Here is a 22,682-nt window from a genome sequence, read left to right on the forward strand (position 1 = left end):
CCTGGGCCGATGGCCATCATCAACACGAGCGAGCACACCGTCCCCGCCGACAACGGGGAGGTGAATCTGCTCATCGCACGGCAGGTGGAGCCCGGCCACGAGGAGACCTTCGAGGCCTGGGCCCACGGCATCCTGGAGACGGCCGCGGGCTTCCCGGACCACCTCGGGTACGGGCTCTTCCGTCCGGCGGCGGAGGGCGGGCCGTGGTTCCTGGTCCACCGCTTCCGCAACCAGGCCGCGTTCCAGCGCTGGCAGGACTCCCCGGAGCGGGCGCAGTGGTTCTCCAACTGCCTCGGCCACCACCACACGGAGATAGCCCGCAGGGAACTGCACGGCATGGAGACCTGGTTCGCCAAGCCGGGTACGACCCGGCCCGCGCCGCCGCGGTGGAAGATGGCGATCAGCTCGGGGCTGGCCATCTTCCCGATCTCGCTGATCGGCAACGCGGTGCTCGGGCCGTACCTGGTGAATCTGCACTTCGTACTGCGGACGGCCGCCTTCGCCGTCGTGTTCAGCACCCTGATGACCTACGTGGCCATGCCCGCGGTCAGCAGACTGCTGCGGCCGTGGCTCACCCGGGCTTAGGTGTTCTGTCCGGGGAGGTTGTGGACGGGTGATGCAGGTCTCGGTTGAGGGATCTTGAAATGGGTGAGGGCCTTCTGGCCTGGTGTGGATTGCGACATCTGCACCGGCGACCAGAAAGGCCCTCGTGCCCCACCGTAATGCACCCCTGACCGAGACCGGACGACTACGCCTGGCCCGTTGTGTGGTCGTGGACGGCTGGCCCCTTCGGCGGGCTGCCGAGCGTTTCCAGGTCTCGCCGACCACCGCCCAGCGGTGGGCTATCCGCTACCGGGCCCTGGGCGAGGCCGGTATGGCCGACCATTCCTCCCGACCGCACCACAGCCCTCGCCGGACCGCGACCCGCACCGAACGCCGGATCATCAAGGTCCGCATCCAGCGGCGGTGGGGTCCGGCCCGCATCGCCCACCTGCTGGGCCTGGCGCCCTCGACCGTGCACCGTGTGCTGGCCCGGTTCGGCCTGGCCCGCCTGACGCATCTGGACCGGGCCACCGGCCGTGTCATACGCCGCTACGAACGTGAGCGTCCGGGCGAACTCGTCCACGTCGACATCAAAAAGCTCGGCAACATCCCCGACGGCGGCGGCCACAAGACCCTCGGCCGGCAGGCCGGCCGCAAAACCAAGACCGGCGTCGGCTACCAGTACATCCACACCGCCGTCGACGACCACTCCCGCCTCGCCTACAGCGAGATCCACGCCGACGAGAAGAAGGAAACCGCCACGGCCTTCTGGAGCAGGGCCCAGGCCTACTACGCCAGTGCCGGAATCACCGTCGAACGGGTCCTGACCGACAACGGCTCCTGCTACAAGTCCCACGCCTGGCGTGACCTGCTGGCAGCGGCCGGGATCGCCCACAAGCGAACCCGGCCCTACCGGCCCCAGACCAACGGCAAGGTCGAACGACTGAACCGGACCCTGCTGGACGAGTGGGCCTACGCCCGCCCCTACCGCTCCGAGCAGGAACGACGCGACGCCTTCCCCCAATGGCTACACACCTACAATCACCACCGCGGACACACCGCGCTCGCAGGCAAACCACCCGCCAGCCGCGTCCCCAACCTCACTGGGCAATACACTTAGGCCGTCTCCTCCGATCGTGCCGGGCCCGCGACGCCCGCCGCCGCACCCGGCCGTCAGCCGAGCTTGGTGACGGCCAGCGCTCCGTCCGCGTACTGCTTGCGGATCACCTTCTTGTCGAACTTGCCGACGCTGGTCTTCGGTACCGCCTCGATGAACGTCCAGCGCTCCGGCAGCTGCCACTTGGCGACGGTCCGGGCGAGGAACTCGTGCAGATCCGTGCAGCCCACGCTCGCACCCTCCCTGAGCACCACCGTGGCCAGCGGACGCTCTCCCCACTTCTCGTCGGGAACGGCGACGACCGCTGCCTCGGCGACGTCGGGGTGCGCCATCAGCGCGTTCTCCAGGTCCACGCTGGAGATCCACTCTCCGCCGGACTTGATGACGTCCTTGGCCCGGTCGGTGAGGGTGAGGTAGCCGTCGGCGCTGATCACGCCGACATCGCCGGTCTTGAGCCAGCCGTCGGCGCTGAACTTGTCCTCGGGCCGGAAGGGTTCGCCGGACGCGCCGCCGTAGTACGCGCTGGCGATCCAGTTGCCGCGGACCTCCAGCTCGCCCGCCGACTGTCCGTCCCAAGGCAGGAGGTCGCCTGACGGGCCGATCAGGCGGGCCTCGACGCCCGCCGGGAAACGGCCCTGGGTGATCCGGTAGGGCCACTGCTCCTCGGCGCTCAGGCCGGACGGCGGGTGCGCCATCGTGCCCAGTGGCGAGGTCTCGGTCATGCCCCAGGCGTGACAGACGCGCACCCCGAGTTTGTCGTACGCCTCCATCAGGGAGGGGGGACAGGCAGAGCCGCCGATGGTGACCTGCTTCATCGAGCTGAGGTCGCGTGGGTGGGCGGTGACCTCGGCCAGGAGTCCCTGCCAGATGGTGGGGACTGCTGCGGCGTGCGTGGGCTTCTCCCGCTCGATCATCTCGGCGAGCGGGGCGGGCTGCAGGAAACGGTCCGGCATCAGCATGTTGATCCCGGTCATGAAGGTCGCGTGCGGCAGCCCCCAGGCGTTGACGTGGAACTGCGGGACCACGACGAGGGTCGTGTCCCTGTCGGTCAGCCCCATCGACTCGGCCATGTTGACCTGCATCGAGTGCAGGTAGAGCGAGCGGTGGGAGTAGACGACGCCCTTGGGGTCCCCGGTGGTGCCGGAGGTGTAGCACATCGCGGCTGCCTGGCGCTCGTCGAGCTCGGGCCACTCGTAGCTGTCGGAGGCGCCCGCGAGCAGCTCCTCGTATTCGTGCACCCGCACGTTCAGGCCTTCGAGCGCGGAGCGGTCGCCGATGCCGCTGACCACCACGTGCTCGATGGTCGGCAGGTGCGGCAGCAGCGGTACGAGCAGGGGCAGCAGCGTGCCGTTGACCAGCACCACCCGGTCGGCGGCGTGGTTGACGATGAAGATCAGCTGCTCGGGAGGGAGCCGCAGGTTGAGGGTGTGCAGGACCGCGCCCATGGAGGGGATCGCGAAGTACGCCTCGACGTGCTCGGCGTTGTTCCACATGAGGGTGGCGACACGCTCGTCCTGCTGCACTCCGAGCTCGTCGCGCAGGGCGCCGGCGAGACGGGTGGCGCGGTTGCCGATCTCGGCGAAGCTGCGGCGGTGCGGCTCGGCCTCCCCGGTCCAGGTCGTGACCTGGGACTTCCCGTGGATCGTCATCCCGTGTCGGAGTATGCGGGTGACGAGGAGCGGTACGTCCTGCATGGTGCTGAGCAAAGCGTCCTCCCGGTGAGCGCTGCGGCGCTGCGGCGGCTACGGATGCTGCCGATTCTGCGCACGTACCGGTCGGCATGTCACTACCCGGGAGTAGAAACCAGGGCGTGTTTCACGTGAAACATCCCCGGACGTCCTCACGTTTCACGTGAAACACCGGCCGTCTCACCGGACCGGCAGGAGCTCCGGGTCCTCGCGGAGCTTGCCGAGCGCACGGGAGACCGCGCTCTTGACCGTGCCGACCGAGACCCCGAGCAGCTCCGCCGTCTGCGCCTCGCTCAGATCCTCGTAGTACCGCAGGACGACCATGGCCCGCTGCCGGTCGGGCAGCCGGGTCACCGCGCGCCACATCGCGTCCCGCAGGGCCTGCGCCTCGGCGGGGTCGCAGGCCGGTACCGCCTCGGTCTCCGGAAGCTCGTCGCATACGAACTCGTCGACCTTGCGCTTGCGCCACTGGGAGGTACGGGTGTTGACGAGGGTCCGACGGACATAGCCGTCCAGGGCGCGGTGGTCCTCGATCCGGTCCCAGGCCACGTACGTCTTCGCGAGGGCCGTCTGGAGCAGGTCCTCCGCGTCGCACGAGTTGGCGGTGAGGGAGCGCGCGGTGCGCATCAGGACCGTGCCGCGGGTCCGTACGTACGCCGAGAACGACGGGTACGGCGTCGGATTCGAGGCGAGCGTGCACACAGGCGTGGTCATGTCTCCACGCTAGGAGCGCCCACTCCCCGTGGGATCGGCCGCAGGTGCCGAAGGTGGATCCACCTCAGGTTGTAGAAACGGGTCTTCCTCTACCCCCTGAAGGTGGAGGGGGCGGGGGCGGGGAGTCCCGGATCTCAGCCGTCGGCGCCGAGGATCAGACCAGAGGTCGGAACCCCGGTACCGGCCGTGACGAGAGCATGCGCCGCCCCCGCGACCTGGTTGACGGAGGTACCGCGCAGCTGGCGGACGGCCTCGGCGATGCCGTTCATCCCGTGCAGGTACGCCTCCCCGAGCTGGCCGCCGTGGGTGTTGAGCGGCAGCGCGTCCGCGGCCACGAAATCCGCGGCCTCGCCCGGCCCGCAGAAACCGAACTCCTCCAGTTGCATCAGCACGAAGGGGGTGAAGTGGTCGTAGAGGATGCCGACGTCGATGTCCGAGGGCCGCAGTCCACTGGTCCGCCACAGCTGGCGGGCGACGACGTCCATCTCCGGCAGCCCGGTGAGGTCGTCACGGTAGAAGGAGGTCATGCCCTCCTGGCGTCGCCCGGCGCCCTGCGCCGCCGCGGTGATCACGGCGGGTGTGTGTCTCAGGCTCCGGGCGCGCTCGGTCGTGGTGACGACGACGGCCTGCCCGCCGTCCGTCTCCTGGCAGCAGTCCAGCAGCCGCAGCGGCTCCACGATCCAGCGCGAGGCGGCGTGGTCGGCGAGGGTGATGGGCTTGCCGTGGAAGTAGGCGGCGGGGTTGTTCGCGGCGTGCCGGCGGTCGGTGACCGCCACGTGGCCGAACGCCTCGGGGGTGAGGTTGTAGGTGTGCAGGTAGCGCTGGGCGGTCATGGCCACCCAGGAGGCGGGGGTCAGCAGCCCCCAGGGAAGCGACCAGCCGAGCGCCGCCCCCTCCGCCGAGGGCTCCCGCTGCTGGACCCCGGATCCGAAGCGGCGCCCGGAGCGCTCGTTGAAGGCCCGGTAGCAGACGACGACCTCCGCGACCCCGGTGGCCACGGCGAGGGCCGCCTGCTGGACGGTGGCGCAGGCCGCGCCCCCGCCGTAGTGGATACGGGAGAAGAAGGACAGGTCACCGATGCCCGCCGCCTGGGCGACGGTGATCTCTGGACTGGTGTCCATGGTGAAGGTGACCATGCCGTCGACATCGGCGGGGGTGAGTCCGGCGTCGTCGAGGGCGGCGTGCACGGCCTCGACGGCGAGCTTGAGCTCGCTGCGGCCGGAGTCCTTGGAGAACTCGGTCGCTCCGATGCCTGCGATGGCGGCACGGCCGCCGAGCTCGTCGCGGGTGCGGACGCTCATGCCGGCACCTCCGCGGTGACCGTTCCGGTGACGTGGTGGCCGATGCCGTTGGCGCCGACGACCCGGATCTCGATGGTGGTCGCGGCGGCGACGGCCCCGGAGACCGCGGTGACGGTGCCGGTGAGGGTCATCGTGTCGCCCGGATGGTTGGGGGCGCCGAGGCGGATGGCCACCTTGCGCAGGACGGCCCGCGGGCCGAGGTGGTCGGTGACGTACCGGCCGACCAGGCCGTTCGTCGTCAGGATGTTCATGAAGATGTCCGGGGAGCCCTTCTCCTGCGCGAGGGCCGCGTCATGGTGCACGTCCTGGTAGTCGCGGGAGGCGATGGCCCCCGCGACGATCAGCGTGCGGGTCACCGGTATCTCCAGCGGTGGCAGCGTGTCGCCGACGTTCATGCCTGTTCTCCCTCGGCCGTCGAAGCGAATGCGGGTGAGGCGGCGATGGTGGCCCCCAGCTCGGCCAACAGCTCGCTGCCGCAGCCCAGATAGGCGTCCAGTTGGCGTCCCCACAGGAAGTGCCGGTGGACGGGGTGGTCCAGGTCGGCGCCCATGCCGCCGTGCAGGTGCTGGCCCGCGTGCACGACCCGCTTGCCTGCCTCCGAAGCCCACCAGGCGGCCGTCAGCGCGTGCTCGTGGGCCGGAAGGCCCTGGTCGATGCGCCAGGCCGCCTCGTACGTGGTGACCCGGATCGCCTCGGTGTCCATGTACGCGTCGGCAGCGCGCAGCATGACCCCCTGGTTGGTGGAGAGCGGCCGGCCGAACTGCTCCCGGGTGGAGGTGTACTCCACCGCGCGGGCGAGAGAGCCCGCGCAGACGCCTGCCTGGAGTCCGGCGAAGGCGGTGCGGGCGGCGGCGAGTGTGTCCTCGTAGGCACCGTCGGAGCCAAGGCGTTCTCCCTCGGCCGCGGTCAGCGTCAGCCGACCCGCCGCCCAGGGGGCGGTGGTCTCCACCGGGGAGGCCAGCACACCGGGCGCGTCGGTCCGTACGAGCCACAGCGCCCGGTCCGCGTCCGGGACCAGTACGTGCGTGGCGTCGCGCAGCCACGGCACGGCGGGTGCGGTCCCGGTGAGGCGGCCGCCCTCGGCGGTCATCCGGCCGCGCGCCGGGAACGCGCCGGTGGCGACCGCCTCGCCCGTGCCGAGGGCGGGCAGCAGGCGGGCGCGCTGCTCGGGGCTGCCGTGCGCGGCGACGGGCAGGACTCCGTACACGCAGGTGGCGGCGTAGGGGACCTGGGCGGTGGCGCGGCCCTGTTCCTCCAGCAGCAGGACCAGCCCGAGCAGGCCGACCTCCTCGACCGCGGTGGTGAGTCCGGCCGTGGTCAGGGCCTTCCACAGCTCGGCGTCGCTGCCGGCGCCGGCTTCGGCGAGGCGTTCGTGGGTGGCGAGATCGGAGAAGATGCGGGCGGCGAGACCGGCCGCGGCGGCCTGCTCCTCGGTGGGGTGGAAGTCCATCAGCCCTCGCTCCCGCAGAAGACGGGGAGTTCGAGGCCGGCGTCGACGCGCAGGAACTCCAGCTGGACGGGGAGGCCGATGCGCACCTTGTCGTAGGGCACCCCGGTGATGTTGCTGATCATCCGGACTCCTTCGGCGAGCTCGACGAGTGCGACCGCGTAGGGCGGGTCGAAGGCCGGGAAGGGCGGGTGGTGCATGACGACGTAGCTGAACACCGTGCCGGCGCCGGAGGCCTCGACCGTGTCCCAGTCAGGGCTCGCGCAGGCGTTGCAGCCGGGGAGCCACGGGAAGCGGAGGGCGGCGCAGGAGGTGCAGCGCTGGATGAGCAGCTTGTGGTCGCGCACCCCGTCCCAGAATCCCTGGTTGTCGCGGTTGACCACCGGACGGGGGCGCTGGGAGGGGGGCCGCTGCGCGGACGGCCGCTTCGCCGGCTTGGCAGGGGGCGCGTACTTGAGGATGCGGAAGCGGTGGGTGCCGGCGAGCTCTCCGTCCGCCCGGACGTCCATGCGGGTGGTCACGAAGTGGCCGGTGCCCAGTCTGGTCGTCTTGCGGGGCGACACGGTCTCGATGACGGCGTCGAAGGTGATCGCGGCTCCGGGGCGCAGGGGGCGTTGGTACTCCTGCTCGCAGTCGGTGGCGACCACGGAGGTGAAGCCGGCGCCGTCGAGGAGCGTGAGGAGCTCGTCGTAGGCGGAGGAGCGGTCCGTGTGGCCGGAGAGACCGCCCATGGTCCAGGCCTGGAGCATGGTGGGCGGCGCGACGGCGTCCGGGCCGGTGTAGGCGGGGTTGGTGTCGCCCATCGCCTCGCACCAGTGGCGGATCATCGACTCGTTGACGAGGTCCTTGCCCCGGCCCGCGGTGGCGGCGGGCTGCCCCTCGAAGGCCGCCAGCAGCGTGTGGAACCGGGCTGCCTCCTCGGCTCCGGCACCCCCCGCGTTCACGTCGTCCACGTGCGCGTCCGCATCCGCCGTCATCGCTTCCTCCCCTTCATGCCGAGCCGCATCATGGCGACGATCTCCCTCTGGACCTCGCTGACCCCGCCGCCGAAGGTGTTGATCTGGGCGGCCCGGTTCATCCGTTCGAGCTCGCCGCACGCGAAGGCCCCCGGCCCGCGGATCAGGGCCTCCTCGCCCACCACCTCCTGGCACATCCGGTACACCTCGACGGCGGACTCGGTGCCGAGGAACTTCACGCCGCTCGCGTCACCGGGGGCTAGGGAGCCGCTGCCCACGTCTTGGACGAGACGCCAGTTGAGGAGGCGTACGGCGGCCAGGCGTGCGTGTGCCTCGGCGAGGCGGGACTGCACCCAGGGGAGATCGGCGGGCCGGTCGCCGGTGACCGGGTCGGGGGTGCGGGCGTGGTCGAGCGCGTAGGTGTAGAAGTCCTCGGCCTGCATCCCTATGGCGGCGAGGGCGACCCGCTCGTGGTTGAGCTGGTTGGTGATCAGACCCCAGCCGCCGTGCTCGGGACCGACGAGGTGGCCGGTGGGCACCCGGACGGAGTCGTAGTACGTCGCCGTGGTGGTGAGCCCGCCGACGGTGTCGATCGGGGTCCAGGAAAAGCCCGGGGTGTCGGTGGGCACCAGGATGATCGAGATGCCCTTGTGCTTGGGGGCTTCGGGGTCCGTACGGCAGGCGAGCCAGATCCAGTCCGCGTTCTGGGCATTGGAGGTGAAGATCTTCTGCCCGTCGATCAACCAGTCGGATCCTTCGCGGACCGCGCGGGTGCGCAGGGCGGCGAGGTCGGTGCCGGCCTCGGGCTCGGAGTAGCCGATGGCGAAGACGATGTCGCCCGTGAGGATCCGGGGGAGGAAGAAGTCCTTCTGCTCCTCCGTCCCGTACTTCATCAGGGTCGGGCCGACGGTGTTGAGCGTGACCATGGAGACCGGTGCACCGGCCCGGTAGGCCTCGTCGAAGAAGACGAACTGCTCGTCGGCGCCGCGACCCTGGCCTCCGTATGCGACGGGCCAGCCGAGGCCGAGGAGTCCGTCGGCGCCGATGCGGCGCAGGAGTTCGCGCTGGTGGGCCGGATCGTCGGGGAGGCCGTCCGGCAGCAGGTCCTTGAAGTAGGCGCGCAGTTCGGCACGGAGGCGCAACTGGCCTTGGGTCGGGGCGAGGTGCACGGCGCTGGCCTCCCGGCATCACATCATCGAGGAAACCTGACTGTCCGTCAGATATACCTGTGGTGTCAAGGTCGGGGGACACGCGCGAGGGCGCCCGCGCTACCGGACCCCAGCCGGTCCGGTCGCACGGGCGCCCTCAGGAATCGGGGCGGCTCAGGCCGCGATTACCACCAAGGGACGAAATTGACCGCGACGGTCGAGTTGGACTGGTTGATCGCGGTGAAGGCGGAGCCGTTCACCTGAGCGGTGCTGTTCTGGTTGGACGCACCGGAGCCGGTGGCCACCTGCTGCGACGTGGACGAGTTGCCGTTGTTGTCGCCGCCCACGCCGCTGCCGATGACGCTGGCGACGCTCGCATTCGATCCGTCGTTCGCGAAGGAGCCGTTGTCTGCCGACGCCACCCCGCCGAAGAGAGCGGCGGCGAGGGGGAGCGCGGCGACGGCGGCGATGACGCGGGCGGTACGGATGCTTGCCATGTCTTGATCCTCCAGAAAACCGAAGTGGGACTCTTTCCAAGGCAGTTGGCCGACCGCCTCGGACGTTCGTTCCATGTGGTGACGACGTCGCGAGACCAGAGTTGCCCACCGAATCCCCGGCGAACCACCCCGGAGTCCCCGATTCCCCCGCAAGTATGACCAACATCGGATAAACCTGATTCACGCCCCCGAAGCCCCAGATCAGCGCCCTGGAAGCAGCTGAACCCCACGCCACACAAGGGATGAAGCGTTCCGTCAGACTGCCTGTCCCGGACATGCCGAAGAGGCCGCACCGTCCGGGAACCCCACCGTCTCCCGGGCCTGCGGCCCTGCAATGCCAAGCTTCACGCCCCCTGCGCGCCCCGGCGCGAGCCGGGGTGATCCATCCGTGCCCCGCCCTGGGGCACCCACGTAGCGCGATCCACGGTCACGACCGACCGGGCTCCAGCGCCTTCTACCGGGCCTGCTGTTGCTGCTCTCGTGCGTGCTGCGGTGTCTGCTCTCGTTCTTGCTCCTGCCCGGCGGCTACGTGCACACCTGCGGGCCGGGTCCTGCGACTGCCCTGCGCTCTCATGGACTGCCTGTACGGGACCTGCGGAGCTACGCGGCGAGCGCGAGCGCGTCCCGGACACCACCGGCGGCGACCGCGGGTCCTGCGGCTTCGGCGCCGGGCGCCGCGGCGGCGGCAGGTACTGCGGCGGGCGCTGCGGACGAGGTCCGGGCGTGGGAGGCGGTCGTGGCACCAGCACCGGCACCAGCACCGGCACCCATGGCCGCGGCGGTGGTGGAACGTCGTACCGAAGGGGTCTTGCCGTGCGCCTCGGCGTGGATGCGCTGCTTGATGGTCGGCGGCAGCGAACCTCCCCGCATCATCGCCCGCCAGGTCCGCCGGGCCGCGACGGCCGGCCGGCGCACGGCGGTGGCCGCGGCGCCTTCGGCGGCGGGGGCAGGGGCGGGGGCGGCCGCCGCAGCGGGCTTCACCGTGATACCGAAGCCGGAGAGGATGGCCACCAGGGCGGCGAGGACGGAAGTCCAGATCGACGTGAGGATGCTGCGCTGGGTCATGACGAGGTGCCTCGATTCACGATGTTCGGACGGGCGGATCTGAATACATTCGTCATGATGTGGCCGCAACCGCACCAGCCCCACGACCCGCGCCGATCTTCCGACAAACACCACCCGGACAGCCCAAGGACGTCACTCAGGCCTCCGTCCGCCTGCCCGGAACCCGTCGGAAAACCTGCCCCGGAACCCGCCCTGACCTGGGCATTCACGCCAGCACGCAGCCAACGGACCGGCAAGCCGGGAATCCCGGCACCGGCCTTGCCCCGCCGGAGTAGGCACGTACCGGAGGCCTGCTGCGGGAAAGGGGGGGGCGAACTCACGGCGCGGAGAGCAGAACGGCCCCTGACCAGAGATCGTGGTCAGGGGCCGTTCAACTGCGGTGGGTGTGGGATTTGAACCCACGGTGACTCGCGCCACGACGGTTTTCAAGACCGTTCACCTCGGCTACGCGGCCAAGTCCGCCCTCCCCCGCCCCACCTGCGGCGGAGCCGTTAACGCCTTCTGATCGCGATCCTGACGCGGGAGCCATGGTCCACGTAGGGTCCACTGGCTGCTGCCTGCCCGCTCCCAAGAGAATCTTCTGATCCGAAGGCTCGGGCACAGCCCCACGGGAGGCTCCACCAGCCTCGTGTCTCGTTCGCTCACGCCAGCGGTCACGCGCCTCTGCGCGCTGTCGCTGCCGTCGATCGTCAGACCAACCAGGCATTCTTCATGCAGACTTCGGCGACTCAGGACGCATTGTCAGTAGCGCGGTGGATGATGGCCCTGTGACGGAAACACCCCCTACTCCCGACCCTGCCCAACCCCCCAATGCAGACCACGCCTGGAAGGCGCTGGGCCTGGTCATAGATTGGATCAAGCACGCCGAAGCCAAAGCAGCTGCCACCCTTGCTGCCACGGGCGTCACCGGTGGCGTGCTCTACAACCTCGTGAAGGATGTATCCAGTCCTTCCACATGGTTGATCTTGAGCTCCATGCTGTGCGCGCTCGCAGTCGTGGGTGCCGGCGCGTGCGCCAGCTTGGTGCTGTGGCCTCGCCTCAACATGAAGGAAGAGCCGACAAGCCTGTTGTACTTCCACCACATCGCTCGCGGGCACACAGCCAGCGATAGTTATGCCGCTTCGCTAATCGCCCTAACTCAGGACGCCGAGTCCCTCGTTGCGGAGATCGCCAAGCAGGGTTGGGCCAACGCAAAGGTCGCCCGCAAGAAGTACATGTGGGGCGGCATAGCCGTCTACATTCTCCTATTCGCCCTTACCACTCTCTCCATCACCGCCGCCCTCCGAGTCATCGACTAAACCTGGAGGAACCCTTGGACAGTAACTACAAGGCATACAACCACGTCGACAGCGCCCGAAGAATCAAAGAATACCTAACCGGAACGACGCAAACGTTTGAAGAAGTCGACTCGCTGCCCGACAGGGATAAGCTCACCTTCTCAAACGGGTTCTACGCTTACTGTTCGGCGATCTTCGTGGACATCCGAGAGTCGTCGAAGCTGCCCAGTCATTACAAGCGCCCACGACTCGCCCGTATCTACCGAGCGTACCTTTCCGAACTAGTTGCCATCTTCAACGGCGACCCGAACGCTCGCGAGATCAACATCGCCGGTGATGCAGCGTGGGCAGTCATCAACACCCCGTACACGCGCGACATCAACTCAGTCTTCGCCCTCGGAGCCAAAGCAAACTCCATGGCGAAAGTGCTTAACTATGAAATGAAAAAGGCTTCCTACGGGCACCCGATTGAGATCGGAATCGGAATGTCTTATGGACGAGCCTTGATGATTAAGGCCGGATATAACGGAAGCAAGATTAACGACGTCGTCTACATGGGAGACGTGGTCAACGAAGCCGCAAAACTCGCAAACTACGGGAACAGTAGTTGGAATGTTCCCGCATTGGTTACGTCCGAGACCTTCTACGGCAACCTCAACGAACACAACCAGGGGCTGCTGAAACACGACTACTCACGCAGTTGCTACACGGGGGAGGTAATCAGCACCGAGATGCAGGAGTGGTTCGACGAGAACTGTAAATAGGACGCCTTGGAGGCGGCTCAGACTGAACGTACGTCCCCCGCTGGCTCGGTCTGAGACCCTAGAGGCCGATCGAGAGGGGCCGCAGCGATGCAGTGGAAGATCCACGGGGAACGTCCGATCTACGAGAACAAGTGGGTGAACCTGTGGCTCACCGACGTGGAGACGCCGGACGGGAACCGCTGGGAACACCACGTCGTCAAGCTCCGCCACCTGGCCGTGGCCGCCGTGGTCAACGACCGGCAAGAGGTCCTGATGATGTGGCGCCACCGCTTCATCACGGACGCGTGGGCCTGGGAGCTGCCCATGGGCCTGGTCGAAGCCGACGAAACGCCCGGCGAGGCTGCCGCCCGTGAAGTCCTAGAAGAGACCGGCTGGCGTCCGGGCCCCATGAAGCCACTCGTCTACGCCGAACCGGCGAACGGCATCACCGACTCCCAGCACCACCTGTTCCGGGCAGACGGCGCCACCTACGACGGGCCTCCGACCGAGAAGAACGAGTCGGACCGGATCGAGTGGATCCCGCTGGCGAATATCCGGGGCATGATCGACCGCCGCGAGATCGTCAGCAGTGGCTCCCTCGTCGGCCTCCTCTACGTCCTGATGGACGAAGGGGTCCGCTGACTCGGCGGGGGAAGCACCGCTCGTAGCCGGGCCTCGAAGGCAACCGCGGCCGGCACCTCGCGATACGGCGCAAGCTGCTCGTAGAACTCGCGAAGGTGTCCGGCCACCCGCTCAGACGACACCGCTGCGGCGGGTACCAGCGCCTCTATCGCCGTGTGGCACGCCTGGTCAAGCTTCCCGCGCTGGAGCTGCGTACGGGCCAACCAGAAGGCATGGAAGGCCCGGCCTCGCTGGTTCGCAGGGTCCTCCCTCTCCAGAGCGTCCGCGATCAACGGTTCAGCGATTGCGGCTTCACCGAGACGGCCATGCGCGATGCCGGTGTCCACGATGAGCTTCGGCTCATCGAAGTAGGTCACCCATGCCGGGTCCGGGTCGTCCACCTTGATCCGGCCGAACTGACTGTGGGCCTCGGAGATCGCAGTATGGGTCGCTGACCGGTCGCCCAAGGTCGCGTGGGCGAACGCCTCGCGCATGGCCAGCATCGCCCGGACTCTCGGCGTCGTGCCGACGGCCGCTCGGGCCTGGTCCTGGGCTGCGGACACCAGTGCCAGCGCGTCCGCCGGCTTGTCCTGGTAGGTCGCTTGCAGGCTCATGCAGGCCAGCACGTTGGCCATGAAGGGGTGGTCGTCAATCTCCCTGGCCAGTTGCAGAGCTTCCGAGAAGTAGGCGCGGGCCTGGTGGTACTGCCGGGCGTCGAAGTACGTCCACCCGGTCAGCCGCGCCAGCTCCGCCGCGATGCCGTACAGGCCGTTCTGTATCGGTGTCGGCCGCTGGTCCTTCAGCAGCCCCTCGACGTACCGCAGCTGGCCGACTACGGCCGGCCTCAGGGTCTCGCCCCCGTGCTCGTCGTCCCGGCGCCAGTAGTCCTCGATCGAGGACCGTAAGGCGTGCAGCGTGGACGGGCTCGGATTCGTCCCTGCGGCCAGGGCCAGGATGCTGTCCACCTCCACGCCCGGTAGCGCGCTGAGCGGCTTCGGCCCTGCGGTGTCGCTGACGGCCTCGGACGGTTCCCGCTGGGCCACGATCAAGGCGGGTGGCGTCTCCCACCCGCGTCGGGCAAGCCCGAGCATGTGGCCGGGGATGCGCAGGCCATCGGCAATCCGCTCGATCACGTCCATGTGGACTAGCTGCCGCCGGCCCGCGATGACTTCACCGACGCGGCTCGGGGTCAGCTCGCATTGCCGGGCGATCATTGACGGATAGATGCCTGCCCGCGTCTTGACCAGCCGGAACACCCGTGTGAAGTCGCGGACCCGGCAGGCATCGATCATCTGGGGATCGGTGAGCAGGCTGGGCGGGAGTTCCTTCGTGCGACGTGGCTCGGGCATGGGTCACGCTCCGGAGGAAGACTACGGATCGCGGCAGGGTCTCAACCGAACGTGATGTTACCCAAGTTGGGTAATCCGCTGGACCTTTCTGGCCACTGCCCCCGCTGGCGAAGCTTCTGCACATGGCGAAGCGACAGAGGACGACCGCCTTGGAGACACACGGTGGCACTCCTGACTCACAGCGAACGGCCCTCCGGGCGGCCTCGGACCTGGGCACCGAACCCCGCGTCTTGATGAGCCTGCGGGTGTCACGGGATTCGGGCCGGACGTGGTCGCCGAGCACGCGGGTGCTGCAAGGCGACCCGTTCGACATCCTCTCGAACCCCAGCAGCTACCCGCCGTGCGAGTGCCCGCGCTGCGGCGGCCAGCCGGTATCCGCCCGTGCCCTGCGCCCGGTGGCGGTCAAGCCGGGGGCCGCGTAGTGGACGCCTTACCTCAAGCCCGACTGAGAATGCGCGACCCCTGGGGCTGGCGCCAACAGCTCGCCGTCCTCCTGTACGTCGCCGTCGTCAGCGTCCTGGTGGTCGCCCTGGCCCTCGCCGGGGATCCCGGCCGCTGACCCACAGATCTCCGCCCTGCACTTCCTGAGCACGTCCCGGGGCGGATGCACCACCCGCAAGATCCCTCGCCGGAACCCCGGTGGGGCCCATCAAGGCCAGGAAGGAGTACGGGATGAACGAGAACGCTCCCACCGAGCAGAACAGCGGTCTGCTGATCGGTGTCCGCCGCATCGCCGCGGCCCGCTCGCGTGCCGAGGAAGCCTCGGACAACACGGGCGGCAAGTCGGACATGAACGACACCTGATCGACCGAGGAGACCCACGGTGATTGATTCCGCATCGTGGGCGGAGCGTCTGGGCGGGGATACGTTCCTCGCCCAGACGTGCTTCCGTGCCCACAAAGTGATCCGCTCCAACGGCACCACCTTTCCCGCGCCGCTGACCTGGGACGACCTCAACGAGATCGTGGCCGCTCACCGGCTCGAACCGCCCCGGATGCGGCTCTCCCGCGCCGGGGAAGCCGTCCCCGCCACGGCGTACTCCATCCTCCGTACGAACCGTCGCGGGGTGTCCTGGTACCAGCCCCAGCCTGCCGAGTTCCACGCCCGGCTCGCTGAGGGCTCGTCCCTGGTCATCGACGCGATCGACCAGATCCACCCGCCCGTCCGAGAAGCCGCGGCCGGCCTCGAACGGTTCTTCCGCACCCCCGTGCAGGTCAACGCGTACGCCTCGTGGACCGCCGAGGAGGGCTTCGGCACGCACTGGGATGACCACGACGTGGTGGTGCTCCAGCTCGAAGGCTCCAAGCGGTGGAAGATCTACGGCCCCACCCGGCAGGCGCCCGCCTGGCGCGACGTGGAAGCCCCCGAGGCGCCGACGGGTGAGCCGATCGCGGACATCGTCCTGACGCCCGGCGACGTGCTCTATCTGCCGCGCGGTTGGTGGCACGCCGTCAGCGCCGACCAGGGCACCGCGTCCCTCCACCTCACCTTCGGGCTCGCCACGCAGACCGGCGCCGAGTTCCTGGGTTGGCTGTGCGACGATCTCCGGGCGAGCGTGACTGTCCGGGCGGACGTACCGCGTTTCGGCACTCCGGAGGAGCGGGCGGACTACCTGGCTGCCGTACGGAAGGACGTACTGGCCGCCCTGGACGACCCTGCGGTTCTGGACCGCTGGGAAAGGTCTCTGGACGCGACGCACCCCGGGCGCCCCCGCCTGTCACTGCCACACCTCACCGCCGTGCCTGCCGAACCGGGCATCACGGTGCAGGCCACGGTGCCCCGTGCCCGGATCGACCAGGACGACCAGGCCGTGACCTTCGCCGGGGCGGGGAACGAGTGGACCTTCGCCCTCCCCGTCGCCCCGGTCCTCCGCCTCCTCGTTGGTGGACCGCCGACCACCCTCGCGGACCTGGCCGCCGAGTCCGATCTCACCCTCGCCCAGGTGGCGGAGGTCGTCTCCGCGCTCGTTGCCGGTCAGGCCGTCGCCGTGGTCGGGGGCTCCTCGTGACCGCTTCTCTGGGACTGGGAACGTACCGGGTGCGCGCCGTTGAACAGGCGGCTCGCACCGCGTGCGCTGACGGGCTCGTGTGGATCGACACCGCCCCCAACTACGGCAGCGCCCACCAAGCGCTCGGCCCCGTCATCGCTGACCACCCGCGCGCCATGGTGGCGACGAAGACAGGCTTCTTCGGCCCGGATGAAGGCGCGGCTGCTCTTCGAGCCGGACAGCTCACCGCCGCCCAAGTACGGTCCGGACACAGCCTCGACCCCGGCTTCGTCCGCTGGCAGACGGAAAGGTCCCTGGCCGCTCTCGGCCGGATCGACCTCGTGTTCGTTCACAACCCGGAGCGCGCCGGCCTCTGTCCCTCGGAGCTTCATCCGGCACTTCGTGACGTGTTCGCGGTGCTGGAGGAGTTCGCTGCCGAAGGCAGGATCGGCGGGTACGGCGTGGCCACCTGGTCGGGGTTCCTCCACGACGCCTTCTCCGTGTCCGAACTCCTGGGCCTGGCCATCGAAGCCGCTGGTTCGGGTGAACATCACCTCCGGGCCATCCAACAGCCGGTGAGCCTCGTCATGGCAAGGCCGATCGCCCTCGCCCTCGATGGCCGGGGCCCTCTCGTCCTGGCCCGTGCGGCTGGCCTGATCACCTTCGGCTCCTCGCCTCTGCACGGTGGCGAACTGCCCGGCCTCGTCACGCCCGAACTCGCCGAGTTCATCCGCCCGGGGGCCTCGCCGGGCACCGCCTGTCTCCTCGCTGCGGCCTCCTGCCCGAGCCTGGACGTGGTACTGCTTTCTGCTGGCACCGCCCCCCATTGGGCCGCTGCCAAGGCCACCGTTGCCGCCCCGCTCGATCCGGGCCACCTCAGGAAGGTCACCGATGTACTCGCCCAAGGATGAGACCACCAGGGCACGCATGGAGGACGCCCTGGCCCACGCCGCTGCCCACCTCTCCACCATGACGGCGGGGGCGCCGGCCTGGGGCTGGCTCGGCCGCACCATCGGCAGTCGCACCGGGGGCGGCCACTGGCTCCGCGTCCACTGCGGCGAGGCAGCCAAGACCCCCGCCACCCGGAACGAGGGGATCGCCCTCGCCGAGGAACGGGTGTCCGACAAGGTGTCCCGCCCTCACCTCCACGACCTGTACCGCTGGGACGGCGGCGAGTACGTCTTCGAAGCGGAGCTGATCGACTACATCGCCCAGCCCGTCATCTCGCCGGAGACGCCCGACCTCACCGAGGATCCGGGCCTGCCGGACTCCTGGTGGACGACCCTGCGGGAGAGCCTGGACGCCCTCAGCACCGCCGAACCGCCCCGCGAGACCATCCGCCAGTCCTGGGCCGACCGCGTCTTCCCCGAGTTCCTGGGCATCCCTGCCCCGCCCATCACCGAACGCGTCACTGGGCACGCCGACCTTCAGTGGGCCAACCTCACCCACGACCCGCTCGTCATCCTGGACTGGGAGCGCTGGGGCGCCGTACCCGTCGGCTACGACCCCGCGATGCTCTACGTGAACAGCCTCCGCGTCCCCGCCGTCGCCGACCGCATCCGTACCGAGTTCGCCCACGTCCTCGACACCCCCGCCGGCCGGATCGGCGAACAGATCGCCCTCGCCGAGATGCTCCAGGCCGTGGGCCGTGGTTGGTACGTCGAGCTGGCCCCGCTCCTGCGCCGACGCGCGGAGGACCTGACGGGGGTCCGTCCTCCGGCTCCGTCCCCCGCCCATCCAACCGCCTGATCGGCGCCTCCTGCACGAGCCCCAGCGCACCCCTCCGCGCTGGGGCTCGCGTGCGTCAACTCCCGCCCTGTCTTTGGCGTTTGACAATGACTGCTGCACCTGGCATCGCGGTCGGCCGGAGCGGCTTTGGCCGGTGTCCTGTTCGGGTTGGGGTCGGGCATGTTCAGGGGGCCGTACGCTGGCCCGGCAACTCGGGCAGGCTTTGATCCTGCCCGGAATTTGAACGAGTGGCCCCCTGGACTTGCCCGACGCGGGCCCCGGCCCGAACAGGTGGGTAAAGCCGTGGAGGCCGGCCGCCCCGGCCACATCTGGGTGAAGAGCAATCCGCGGTGACCCGCGCGGGCCTGGCGTACATCCCGCTGCTGTCGGCCGCGTTCTCCGTGAGGCGGCTGGCGGGGTTCTTCACGGGTTCTGACTGCCCGCTCCTCGGGCTCTTGCGGCGCGAGTGGGCGGGGGCCGTCGCGGGCGGTGGCGGAGACATGGAGCCAGCGGCGGCCTGGGGCCGCCGCGCCGCGCGGCCCGCGCCAGCGGGCCGCCTTGATCCAGTAAAGAAACTTTGGACAGCTCACCCCTTCGGCCGCTTCGGCCGGCAGGGAATGGGCTGTTTCGCCCTTCAATGCCGGATCTATTCGCAGAATAGTCACTTCCTCGGTTCTAGGCCGGTCTGTTCGCGGAATCGCGTTCCCTTATCCACAGGCTTGCCGTGGTTGCCTGCTCTTCGCATGGAGTTGTCCACAGGCGGGAGGGGTGCGACATGGCCGTTCGGAAGGGGTGTCCGCTTTCGGTGATTGCATGCGGGCCGCGCCGGAAAGTCCGGGGCATGCAGCAGCGGAAAGCGGAGACTGTGATGCGGGTCACCTCGGGTGGGGGTAACACGGAGGCGGCTGTCGGCACCTCTATGGGCGATCCGGAAATCCGGCTGACGTTTAGCACGACATCCCCGGTTAGCCAAACCGGGGATTCTCCGGATCCTTGCGACTGTCGCCCGGAACGCCTGGAGGTGAAGGAGAGCGTGATGCAGGTCCATGAGGTCCCGTGGCGGGGCGTTCCGACACCTACGCGGGTGGCCTGGGAGCGGCGAAATATAGCCGCCGATGCCCGGTTTCGGAAACCGGGGATTCTCCGGAGTCTTGTCGATGCCACCCGGAACGCCCAGGGTCGCGAGGGAAGTGAATGTGACGCATGACACAGGGGTCGAGTGATACACCGTCGGCCGTTTCGACACCTGTAGCAGGTGACAGGCCGGGGCTCGCCTCGGCGGCATCTATCAGGGGAACCGTGAATTCCGAATTCCCGGTTTCTCCGGACGCTTACGACAGGACGGGTGAACGAGTGGAGGCGGCAGCGGTGGTCACAGAGGGGGATCTGCCCAGTTCGGGGGCCTTGGCGGCTGCCCGTGGGGCGGGCCGTGGTCCCGGGTCTGCGGGGCGTGGGGCGGGAAAGTCGGGGCCGCCTTCCCGTGGTGCGGGAGATCCCGGATCTGGGGCTCGACGTATGCGCGGGGGTCCGTCAGGGTGCGTCGTGGCCACCGGTTCGAGGCGATCTGCCAGCGGAGTGGCCACGGCCGGTGTGGATCGGTCTCGGGCGTCGCCTGGGGGCCAGGGTGGCGGATTTGGCGGCGGGGTACGGGAGAACGGCACGACGATGGGCGGGGACCTGATGGGTGAGTCGGAGATAGCGGCTCTGGATGCGGAGGTAACGAACCTCGCGGTGGAAGTTGCTGAGCTGGCGGCGCTCATGCAGCAGGTGGCGCGAGAGGCCCGATCCTTTATCCGTCGGTCGGGTTCTCCGACGCCCGCAGCATTTCGAGAACTCCCGTCAGGGTCTCGCGGATAGCCGCGACGTCGGCCCGAAGGTCCGCGACTTCCTGAGAGAGCTGGACGTATCGGGCGTCAGTGGTGGGGCTGGGGGACGTATCGGAGGACGATGCGTCCCCTGCCTGCTGTCCGGCTTCCGATGCGTCGAGTTCGGGGGCGGGCCGGCGGACGAAGCTGCCCCGCCCCTGGACGCTGTAGATCAGCCCCTCGTTCTTGAGCAGCCGAAAGGCGTTCTGAATGGTGGCGCTGGCCAGTCCGAACTTCTCTTGCAGGTCGCGAGAGGACGGGACCTTGTCTCCGGGGGCCAGCTCGCCCGTGTCGACCTGACGGCGGAGGTACTCGGCGACCTGGACGTACGGGGGCCGGCTGTCGTCTTCGAGGGGCAGTGTCATGCCCGCAGGATACGTCCGCGAGCCCTGCCCCACCTACGGAACGCATGGGTAGCAGAGAACGTCCAACACCCAGGTGTTGCAGTACACCCGGGTGTTGTGGTTTCCTTTGATTGTGGCCGCACAAGTGGTCGCACCAAACGAAAGGGTGTATTTCGCCATGGCTCGTATCCCGGTCCTCGTCAAGCAGACCGACAGCTTCGTCACCGGCACGGGTGGCACCGTGAAGATCAAGAACCCGGAGACGGGGGAGATCGCGACCGACCGCGACACGGGGGAGACCCTCTACACGGTCACGGTCATGCAGATGGCGGACGGCCGCGCCGAGATCCTCAAGATCACCGTGCCGGAGTCCGGTCTCCCGGTGGGTCTGACGCCGGGCGTCATGGTCCGTCCGGTGGAGCTGATCGCCACCCCCTGGGCCCGCATCTTCAACGGCAGCCTCTCCGACGGCATCGCCTACCGGGTCACGCGTCTGGAACTGGCCGCCCCGGCCATGGCCGCGCCCCCTGCTCCGGCCGCGACGGTCTCCGAGTCGGCCGATTCGGCCGCTGCGGTCAAGAAGGCCGCGTAATGGGTGCCACTGCCGGGCGGGGTTCCATCACTCCGCCCGGCGGCGGCAAGGGGGCCTCGTCTCTGCGCGATGCCGTGCTGGCCGTCTTCGCCGCCCACGGCATCGAGCTGGACCCGATCGCCCGGATGCACGTCTCCGACGCGGTCTTTCAGGCCCGGATGTCGGTCTACGGATACGGCATCTGCGCGCAAGTCAGCCGGTCCATCGAGGACATGAAGAAGAAGGGGATGGGGAGGGCTCGATGAACGTGGAACAGGTCTTCGACTGGGCGCCTGTGGTGCTGGTGGTCTGCACCGGACTGCTGGCGGTGTGGGCCGTGGTCAAGACGGTCCGCTATGTGCGGGCGGACAAGGAGACGCGCCGGAGCATCCGCCAGGCCGTGAAGATCCGGATGACATGGGCGCGGCTGGCGAAGATGGCCGGGCTGTCGGTCACCGACCGCACCCCGCCCTGGCTGTCCTTCCTCAACACGAGCAAGGGCGCCCCGGACCCCAAGCCGCGCGAACTCGTCCCGATGATCAAGACCCGGCCGGACCGGTACGGGGTGATCGTGCACGTCAAGCTGCTGCCGAAGGTCGGGATCAAGGAACTCCAGGACAAGGCCCGGTTCCTGGCCGATGCCTGGGGCTGCGTCCGGGTCGCCGTCGAGGCGGGCAAGCCCGGCCACGCGGTCCTGCGGGCGATCCGCACCGACCCGCTGACCGGTCACACCGAGTACGTGCCGACCGGGAAGCCGCCCACTGACCTGACGGTGTGGCCGGTCGGCCGGGATGAGTACGGCGCCCTGGTCCACGTCGAGCTCAAGAACAAGTCGGGGGCGGTGGTCGCGGGCGGTGTCGGCGGCGGCAAGTCCAACCAGCTCACCGCGCTGATCACCTACTTCGGGCCGTCCCCGGCCGTGCAGTTCGCGGTGATCGACGGCAAGGTGTCCAACGCCGCCCACGGTGACTACGCGGACGTACTGCCCCGGGTGTTCGCGCACGCCGGAAACGACCTGCGCGAGGCCAACGCGGTGCTGCGGCGACTGGTCAAGCTGCTGCACGACCGCGCCACGATGGCTAGGTCGGTACTGGGCACATCGAACATGTGGAACGTCGGCCCCAGTGAACAGTGGCCGCTGGTGTTCGCCATCATCGACGAGTCCCACACCTTCTTCCACGACCACAAGGGCAGCGACAAGGAGACCCGCGAACTCGCTGCCCTCGCGGCGGAGAACGTCCGCCTGACGGGGCTGCTCGTCAAGGGCGGCCGGTCGGTCGGGATCTTCACGGTGCCGGCCACCCAGAAGGCAACCGGCGACGCCATCCCCACCTCGATCCGGGACGTGTGCAGCGCCGCCCTCTCCTTCTACCAGCGCACCACCGAAGCATCCGTCGCCGCGCTCGGGGATGACATCCGCAACTGGCCGGACATGGACCCGATCAACCTCCAGGGCTCCCAGTACGTAGGCGTCGCGTCCATGGCCGCCGAAGGACGGCCCGGCTTCGTCCGCGTCCGCACCCCCTACCTCGACCCGGCCAACGCCGCAACCGTCGCCGACGCCACCGCCCACCTCACCCAGGACCCCACCACGCTCCTGGCCAACCTCACCGTGCCCAGCCTGCGCAAGCCCAAGCCGCCGCAGGACGACACCGCTGCCGCAGCCTGACCCCCTGCCCTCGTGCCCACACCCAACTCCCGTGGAAGGGAGGTGAAATCCC

Annotated in this window: 23 protein-coding genes; 12 read left to right on the forward strand and 11 right to left on the reverse strand. The window is 69.0% G+C overall.

What is annotated here, in order from left to right; genetic code table 11:
- The first annotated feature begins 9 nt into the window (after positions 1 to 9).
- Both DEJ51_RS15895 and DEJ51_RS15900 read left to right on the forward strand, forming a co-directional pair.
- Positions 10 to 585 (forward strand): antibiotic biosynthesis monooxygenase, encoded by a 576-nt coding sequence (locus tag DEJ51_RS15895; protein ID WP_150258151.1) that lies wholly within the window; start codon positions 10 to 12, stop codon positions 583 to 585.
- A 124-nt stretch (positions 586 to 709) separates the two neighbouring features.
- Positions 710 to 1,663, forward strand: coding sequence for an IS481 family transposase (locus DEJ51_RS15900; RefSeq protein ID WP_150256526.1), 954 nt, complete (start codon positions 710 to 712; stop codon positions 1,661 to 1,663).
- A gap of 53 nt (positions 1,664 to 1,716) precedes the next feature.
- On the opposite strand, the gene DEJ51_RS15905 is transcribed toward DEJ51_RS15900, so the two are convergent.
- From DEJ51_RS15905 to DEJ51_RS15945, 9 genes are all read right to left on the reverse strand, one after another.
- Positions 1,717 to 3,366 carry a long-chain fatty acid--CoA ligase gene (locus DEJ51_RS15905; RefSeq protein WP_150258152.1) on the reverse strand — a complete coding sequence of 550 codons (1,650 nt, stop codon included), beginning with the start codon at positions 3,364 to 3,366 and terminating at the stop codon, positions 1,717 to 1,719.
- A 162-nt stretch (positions 3,367 to 3,528) separates the two neighbouring features.
- Entirely contained in the window at positions 3,529 to 4,062 is a 534-nt protein-coding gene (locus DEJ51_RS15910) for a SigE family RNA polymerase sigma factor (RefSeq protein ID WP_150258153.1), read from the reverse strand.
- Positions 4,063 to 4,196: 134 nt separating this feature from the next.
- Positions 4,197 to 5,363 (reverse strand): lipid-transfer protein, encoded by a 1,167-nt coding sequence (locus DEJ51_RS15915; RefSeq protein ID WP_150258154.1) that lies wholly within the window; start codon positions 5,361 to 5,363, stop codon positions 4,197 to 4,199.
- Complete coding sequence (locus DEJ51_RS15920; RefSeq protein WP_150258155.1) at positions 5,360 to 5,758, reverse strand: MaoC family dehydratase; 399 nt, start codon at positions 5,756 to 5,758, stop codon at positions 5,360 to 5,362. The genes DEJ51_RS15915 and DEJ51_RS15920 overlap by 4 nt, the downstream gene beginning before the upstream one ends.
- On the reverse strand, positions 5,755 to 6,813 hold the full coding sequence (locus DEJ51_RS15925; protein ID WP_150258156.1) for an acyl-CoA dehydrogenase family protein: 1,059 nt from the start codon (positions 6,811 to 6,813) through the stop codon (positions 5,755 to 5,757). The genes DEJ51_RS15920 and DEJ51_RS15925 overlap by 4 nt, the downstream gene beginning before the upstream one ends.
- Positions 6,813 to 7,787 (reverse strand): bifunctional MaoC family dehydratase N-terminal/OB-fold nucleic acid binding domain-containing protein, encoded by a 975-nt coding sequence (locus DEJ51_RS15930; protein WP_150258157.1) that lies wholly within the window; start codon positions 7,785 to 7,787, stop codon positions 6,813 to 6,815. Before DEJ51_RS15930 ends, DEJ51_RS15925 begins: the two co-directional genes overlap by 1 nt.
- Positions 7,784 to 8,935 carry an acyl-CoA dehydrogenase family protein gene (locus DEJ51_RS15935; RefSeq protein ID WP_150258158.1) on the reverse strand — a complete coding sequence of 384 codons (1,152 nt, stop codon included), beginning with the start codon at positions 8,933 to 8,935 and terminating at the stop codon, positions 7,784 to 7,786. The genes DEJ51_RS15930 and DEJ51_RS15935 overlap by 4 nt, the downstream gene beginning before the upstream one ends.
- 164 nt (positions 8,936 to 9,099) lie before the next feature.
- Positions 9,100 to 9,411 carry a hypothetical protein gene (locus tag DEJ51_RS15940; RefSeq protein WP_150258159.1) on the reverse strand — a complete coding sequence of 104 codons (312 nt, stop codon included), beginning with the start codon at positions 9,409 to 9,411 and terminating at the stop codon, positions 9,100 to 9,102.
- 600 nt (positions 9,412 to 10,011) lie between these two features.
- On the reverse strand, positions 10,012 to 10,476 hold the full coding sequence (locus tag DEJ51_RS15945) for a DUF6344 domain-containing protein (RefSeq protein ID WP_190620411.1): 465 nt from the start codon (positions 10,474 to 10,476) through the stop codon (positions 10,012 to 10,014).
- Positions 10,477 to 11,243: 767 nt separating this feature from the next.
- Here DEJ51_RS15945 and DEJ51_RS15950 point away from each other — a divergent pair.
- The 3 genes from DEJ51_RS15950 (at position 11,244) to DEJ51_RS15960 (ending at position 13,138) form a co-directional block, all read left to right on the forward strand.
- Positions 11,244 to 11,774: a Pycsar system effector family protein gene (locus DEJ51_RS15950; protein WP_150258160.1), complete on the forward strand. Its 531-nt coding sequence runs from the start codon at positions 11,244 to 11,246 to the stop codon at positions 11,772 to 11,774.
- 14 nt (positions 11,775 to 11,788) lie between these two features.
- The gene (locus DEJ51_RS15955; RefSeq protein WP_150258161.1) at positions 11,789 to 12,517 is read left to right on the forward strand and encodes an adenylate/guanylate cyclase domain-containing protein; all 729 of its coding nucleotides are present in this window, start codon (positions 11,789 to 11,791) and stop codon (positions 12,515 to 12,517) included.
- A gap of 87 nt (positions 12,518 to 12,604) precedes the next feature.
- Positions 12,605 to 13,138: an NUDIX hydrolase gene (locus tag DEJ51_RS15960; RefSeq protein ID WP_150258162.1), complete on the forward strand. Its 534-nt coding sequence runs from the start codon at positions 12,605 to 12,607 to the stop codon at positions 13,136 to 13,138.
- Here DEJ51_RS15960 and DEJ51_RS15965 read toward each other — a convergent pair.
- A complete protein-coding gene (locus DEJ51_RS15965; protein WP_150258163.1) occupies positions 13,108 to 14,466 on the reverse strand; it encodes a helix-turn-helix domain-containing protein in 1,359 nt (452 codons plus the stop codon). The genes DEJ51_RS15960 and DEJ51_RS15965 overlap by 31 nt on opposite strands.
- A gap of 672 nt (positions 14,467 to 15,138) precedes the next feature.
- Between DEJ51_RS15965 and DEJ51_RS35545 the strand changes: the two genes are divergently transcribed.
- From DEJ51_RS35545 to DEJ51_RS15985, 4 genes are read left to right on the forward strand one after another with little or no spacing between them, the layout of a single operon-like run.
- Positions 15,139 to 15,270 carry a hypothetical protein gene (locus DEJ51_RS35545; protein ID WP_008740613.1) on the forward strand — a complete coding sequence of 44 codons (132 nt, stop codon included), beginning with the start codon at positions 15,139 to 15,141 and terminating at the stop codon, positions 15,268 to 15,270.
- A 19-nt stretch (positions 15,271 to 15,289) separates the two neighbouring features.
- Positions 15,290 to 16,474 carry a cupin domain-containing protein gene (locus DEJ51_RS15975; protein ID WP_150258164.1) on the forward strand — a complete coding sequence of 395 codons (1,185 nt, stop codon included), beginning with the start codon at positions 15,290 to 15,292 and terminating at the stop codon, positions 16,472 to 16,474.
- Positions 16,471 to 17,364, forward strand: coding sequence for an aldo/keto reductase (locus DEJ51_RS15980; RefSeq protein ID WP_150258165.1), 894 nt, complete (start codon positions 16,471 to 16,473; stop codon positions 17,362 to 17,364). Before DEJ51_RS15975 ends, DEJ51_RS15980 begins: the two co-directional genes overlap by 4 nt.
- Positions 17,345 to 18,202 carry a hypothetical protein gene (locus DEJ51_RS15985; protein WP_150258166.1) on the forward strand — a complete coding sequence of 286 codons (858 nt, stop codon included), beginning with the start codon at positions 17,345 to 17,347 and terminating at the stop codon, positions 18,200 to 18,202. Before DEJ51_RS15980 ends, DEJ51_RS15985 begins: the two co-directional genes overlap by 20 nt.
- A gap of 1,768 nt (positions 18,203 to 19,970) precedes the next feature.
- On the opposite strand, the gene DEJ51_RS15990 is transcribed toward DEJ51_RS15985, so the two are convergent.
- Positions 19,971 to 20,411 (reverse strand): GntR family transcriptional regulator, encoded by a 441-nt coding sequence (locus DEJ51_RS15990; protein WP_150258167.1) that lies wholly within the window; start codon positions 20,409 to 20,411, stop codon positions 19,971 to 19,973.
- Between the two features lie 157 nt (positions 20,412 to 20,568).
- On the opposite strand from DEJ51_RS15990, the gene DEJ51_RS15995 reads away from it, so the two are divergent.
- The 3 genes from DEJ51_RS15995 to DEJ51_RS16005 are packed head-to-tail and all read left to right on the forward strand — an operon-like array spanning position 20,569 to position 22,630.
- Entirely contained in the window at positions 20,569 to 20,982 is a 414-nt protein-coding gene (locus DEJ51_RS15995) for a hypothetical protein (RefSeq protein ID WP_150258168.1), read from the forward strand.
- Positions 20,982 to 21,227, forward strand: a complete 246-nt coding sequence (locus DEJ51_RS16000) for a hypothetical protein (RefSeq protein WP_150258169.1) — start codon at positions 20,982 to 20,984, stop codon at positions 21,225 to 21,227. The genes DEJ51_RS15995 and DEJ51_RS16000 overlap by 1 nt, the downstream gene beginning before the upstream one ends.
- Entirely contained in the window at positions 21,224 to 22,630 is a 1,407-nt protein-coding gene (locus DEJ51_RS16005; RefSeq protein WP_150258170.1) for an FtsK/SpoIIIE domain-containing protein, read from the forward strand. Before DEJ51_RS16000 ends, DEJ51_RS16005 begins: the two co-directional genes overlap by 4 nt.
- The last annotated feature ends 52 nt before the right edge of the window (positions 22,631 to 22,682 follow it).

This window comes from Streptomyces venezuelae (assembly GCF_008642275.1).
GTDB lineage: Bacteria > Actinomycetota > Actinomycetes > Streptomycetales > Streptomycetaceae > Streptomyces > Streptomyces venezuelae_E.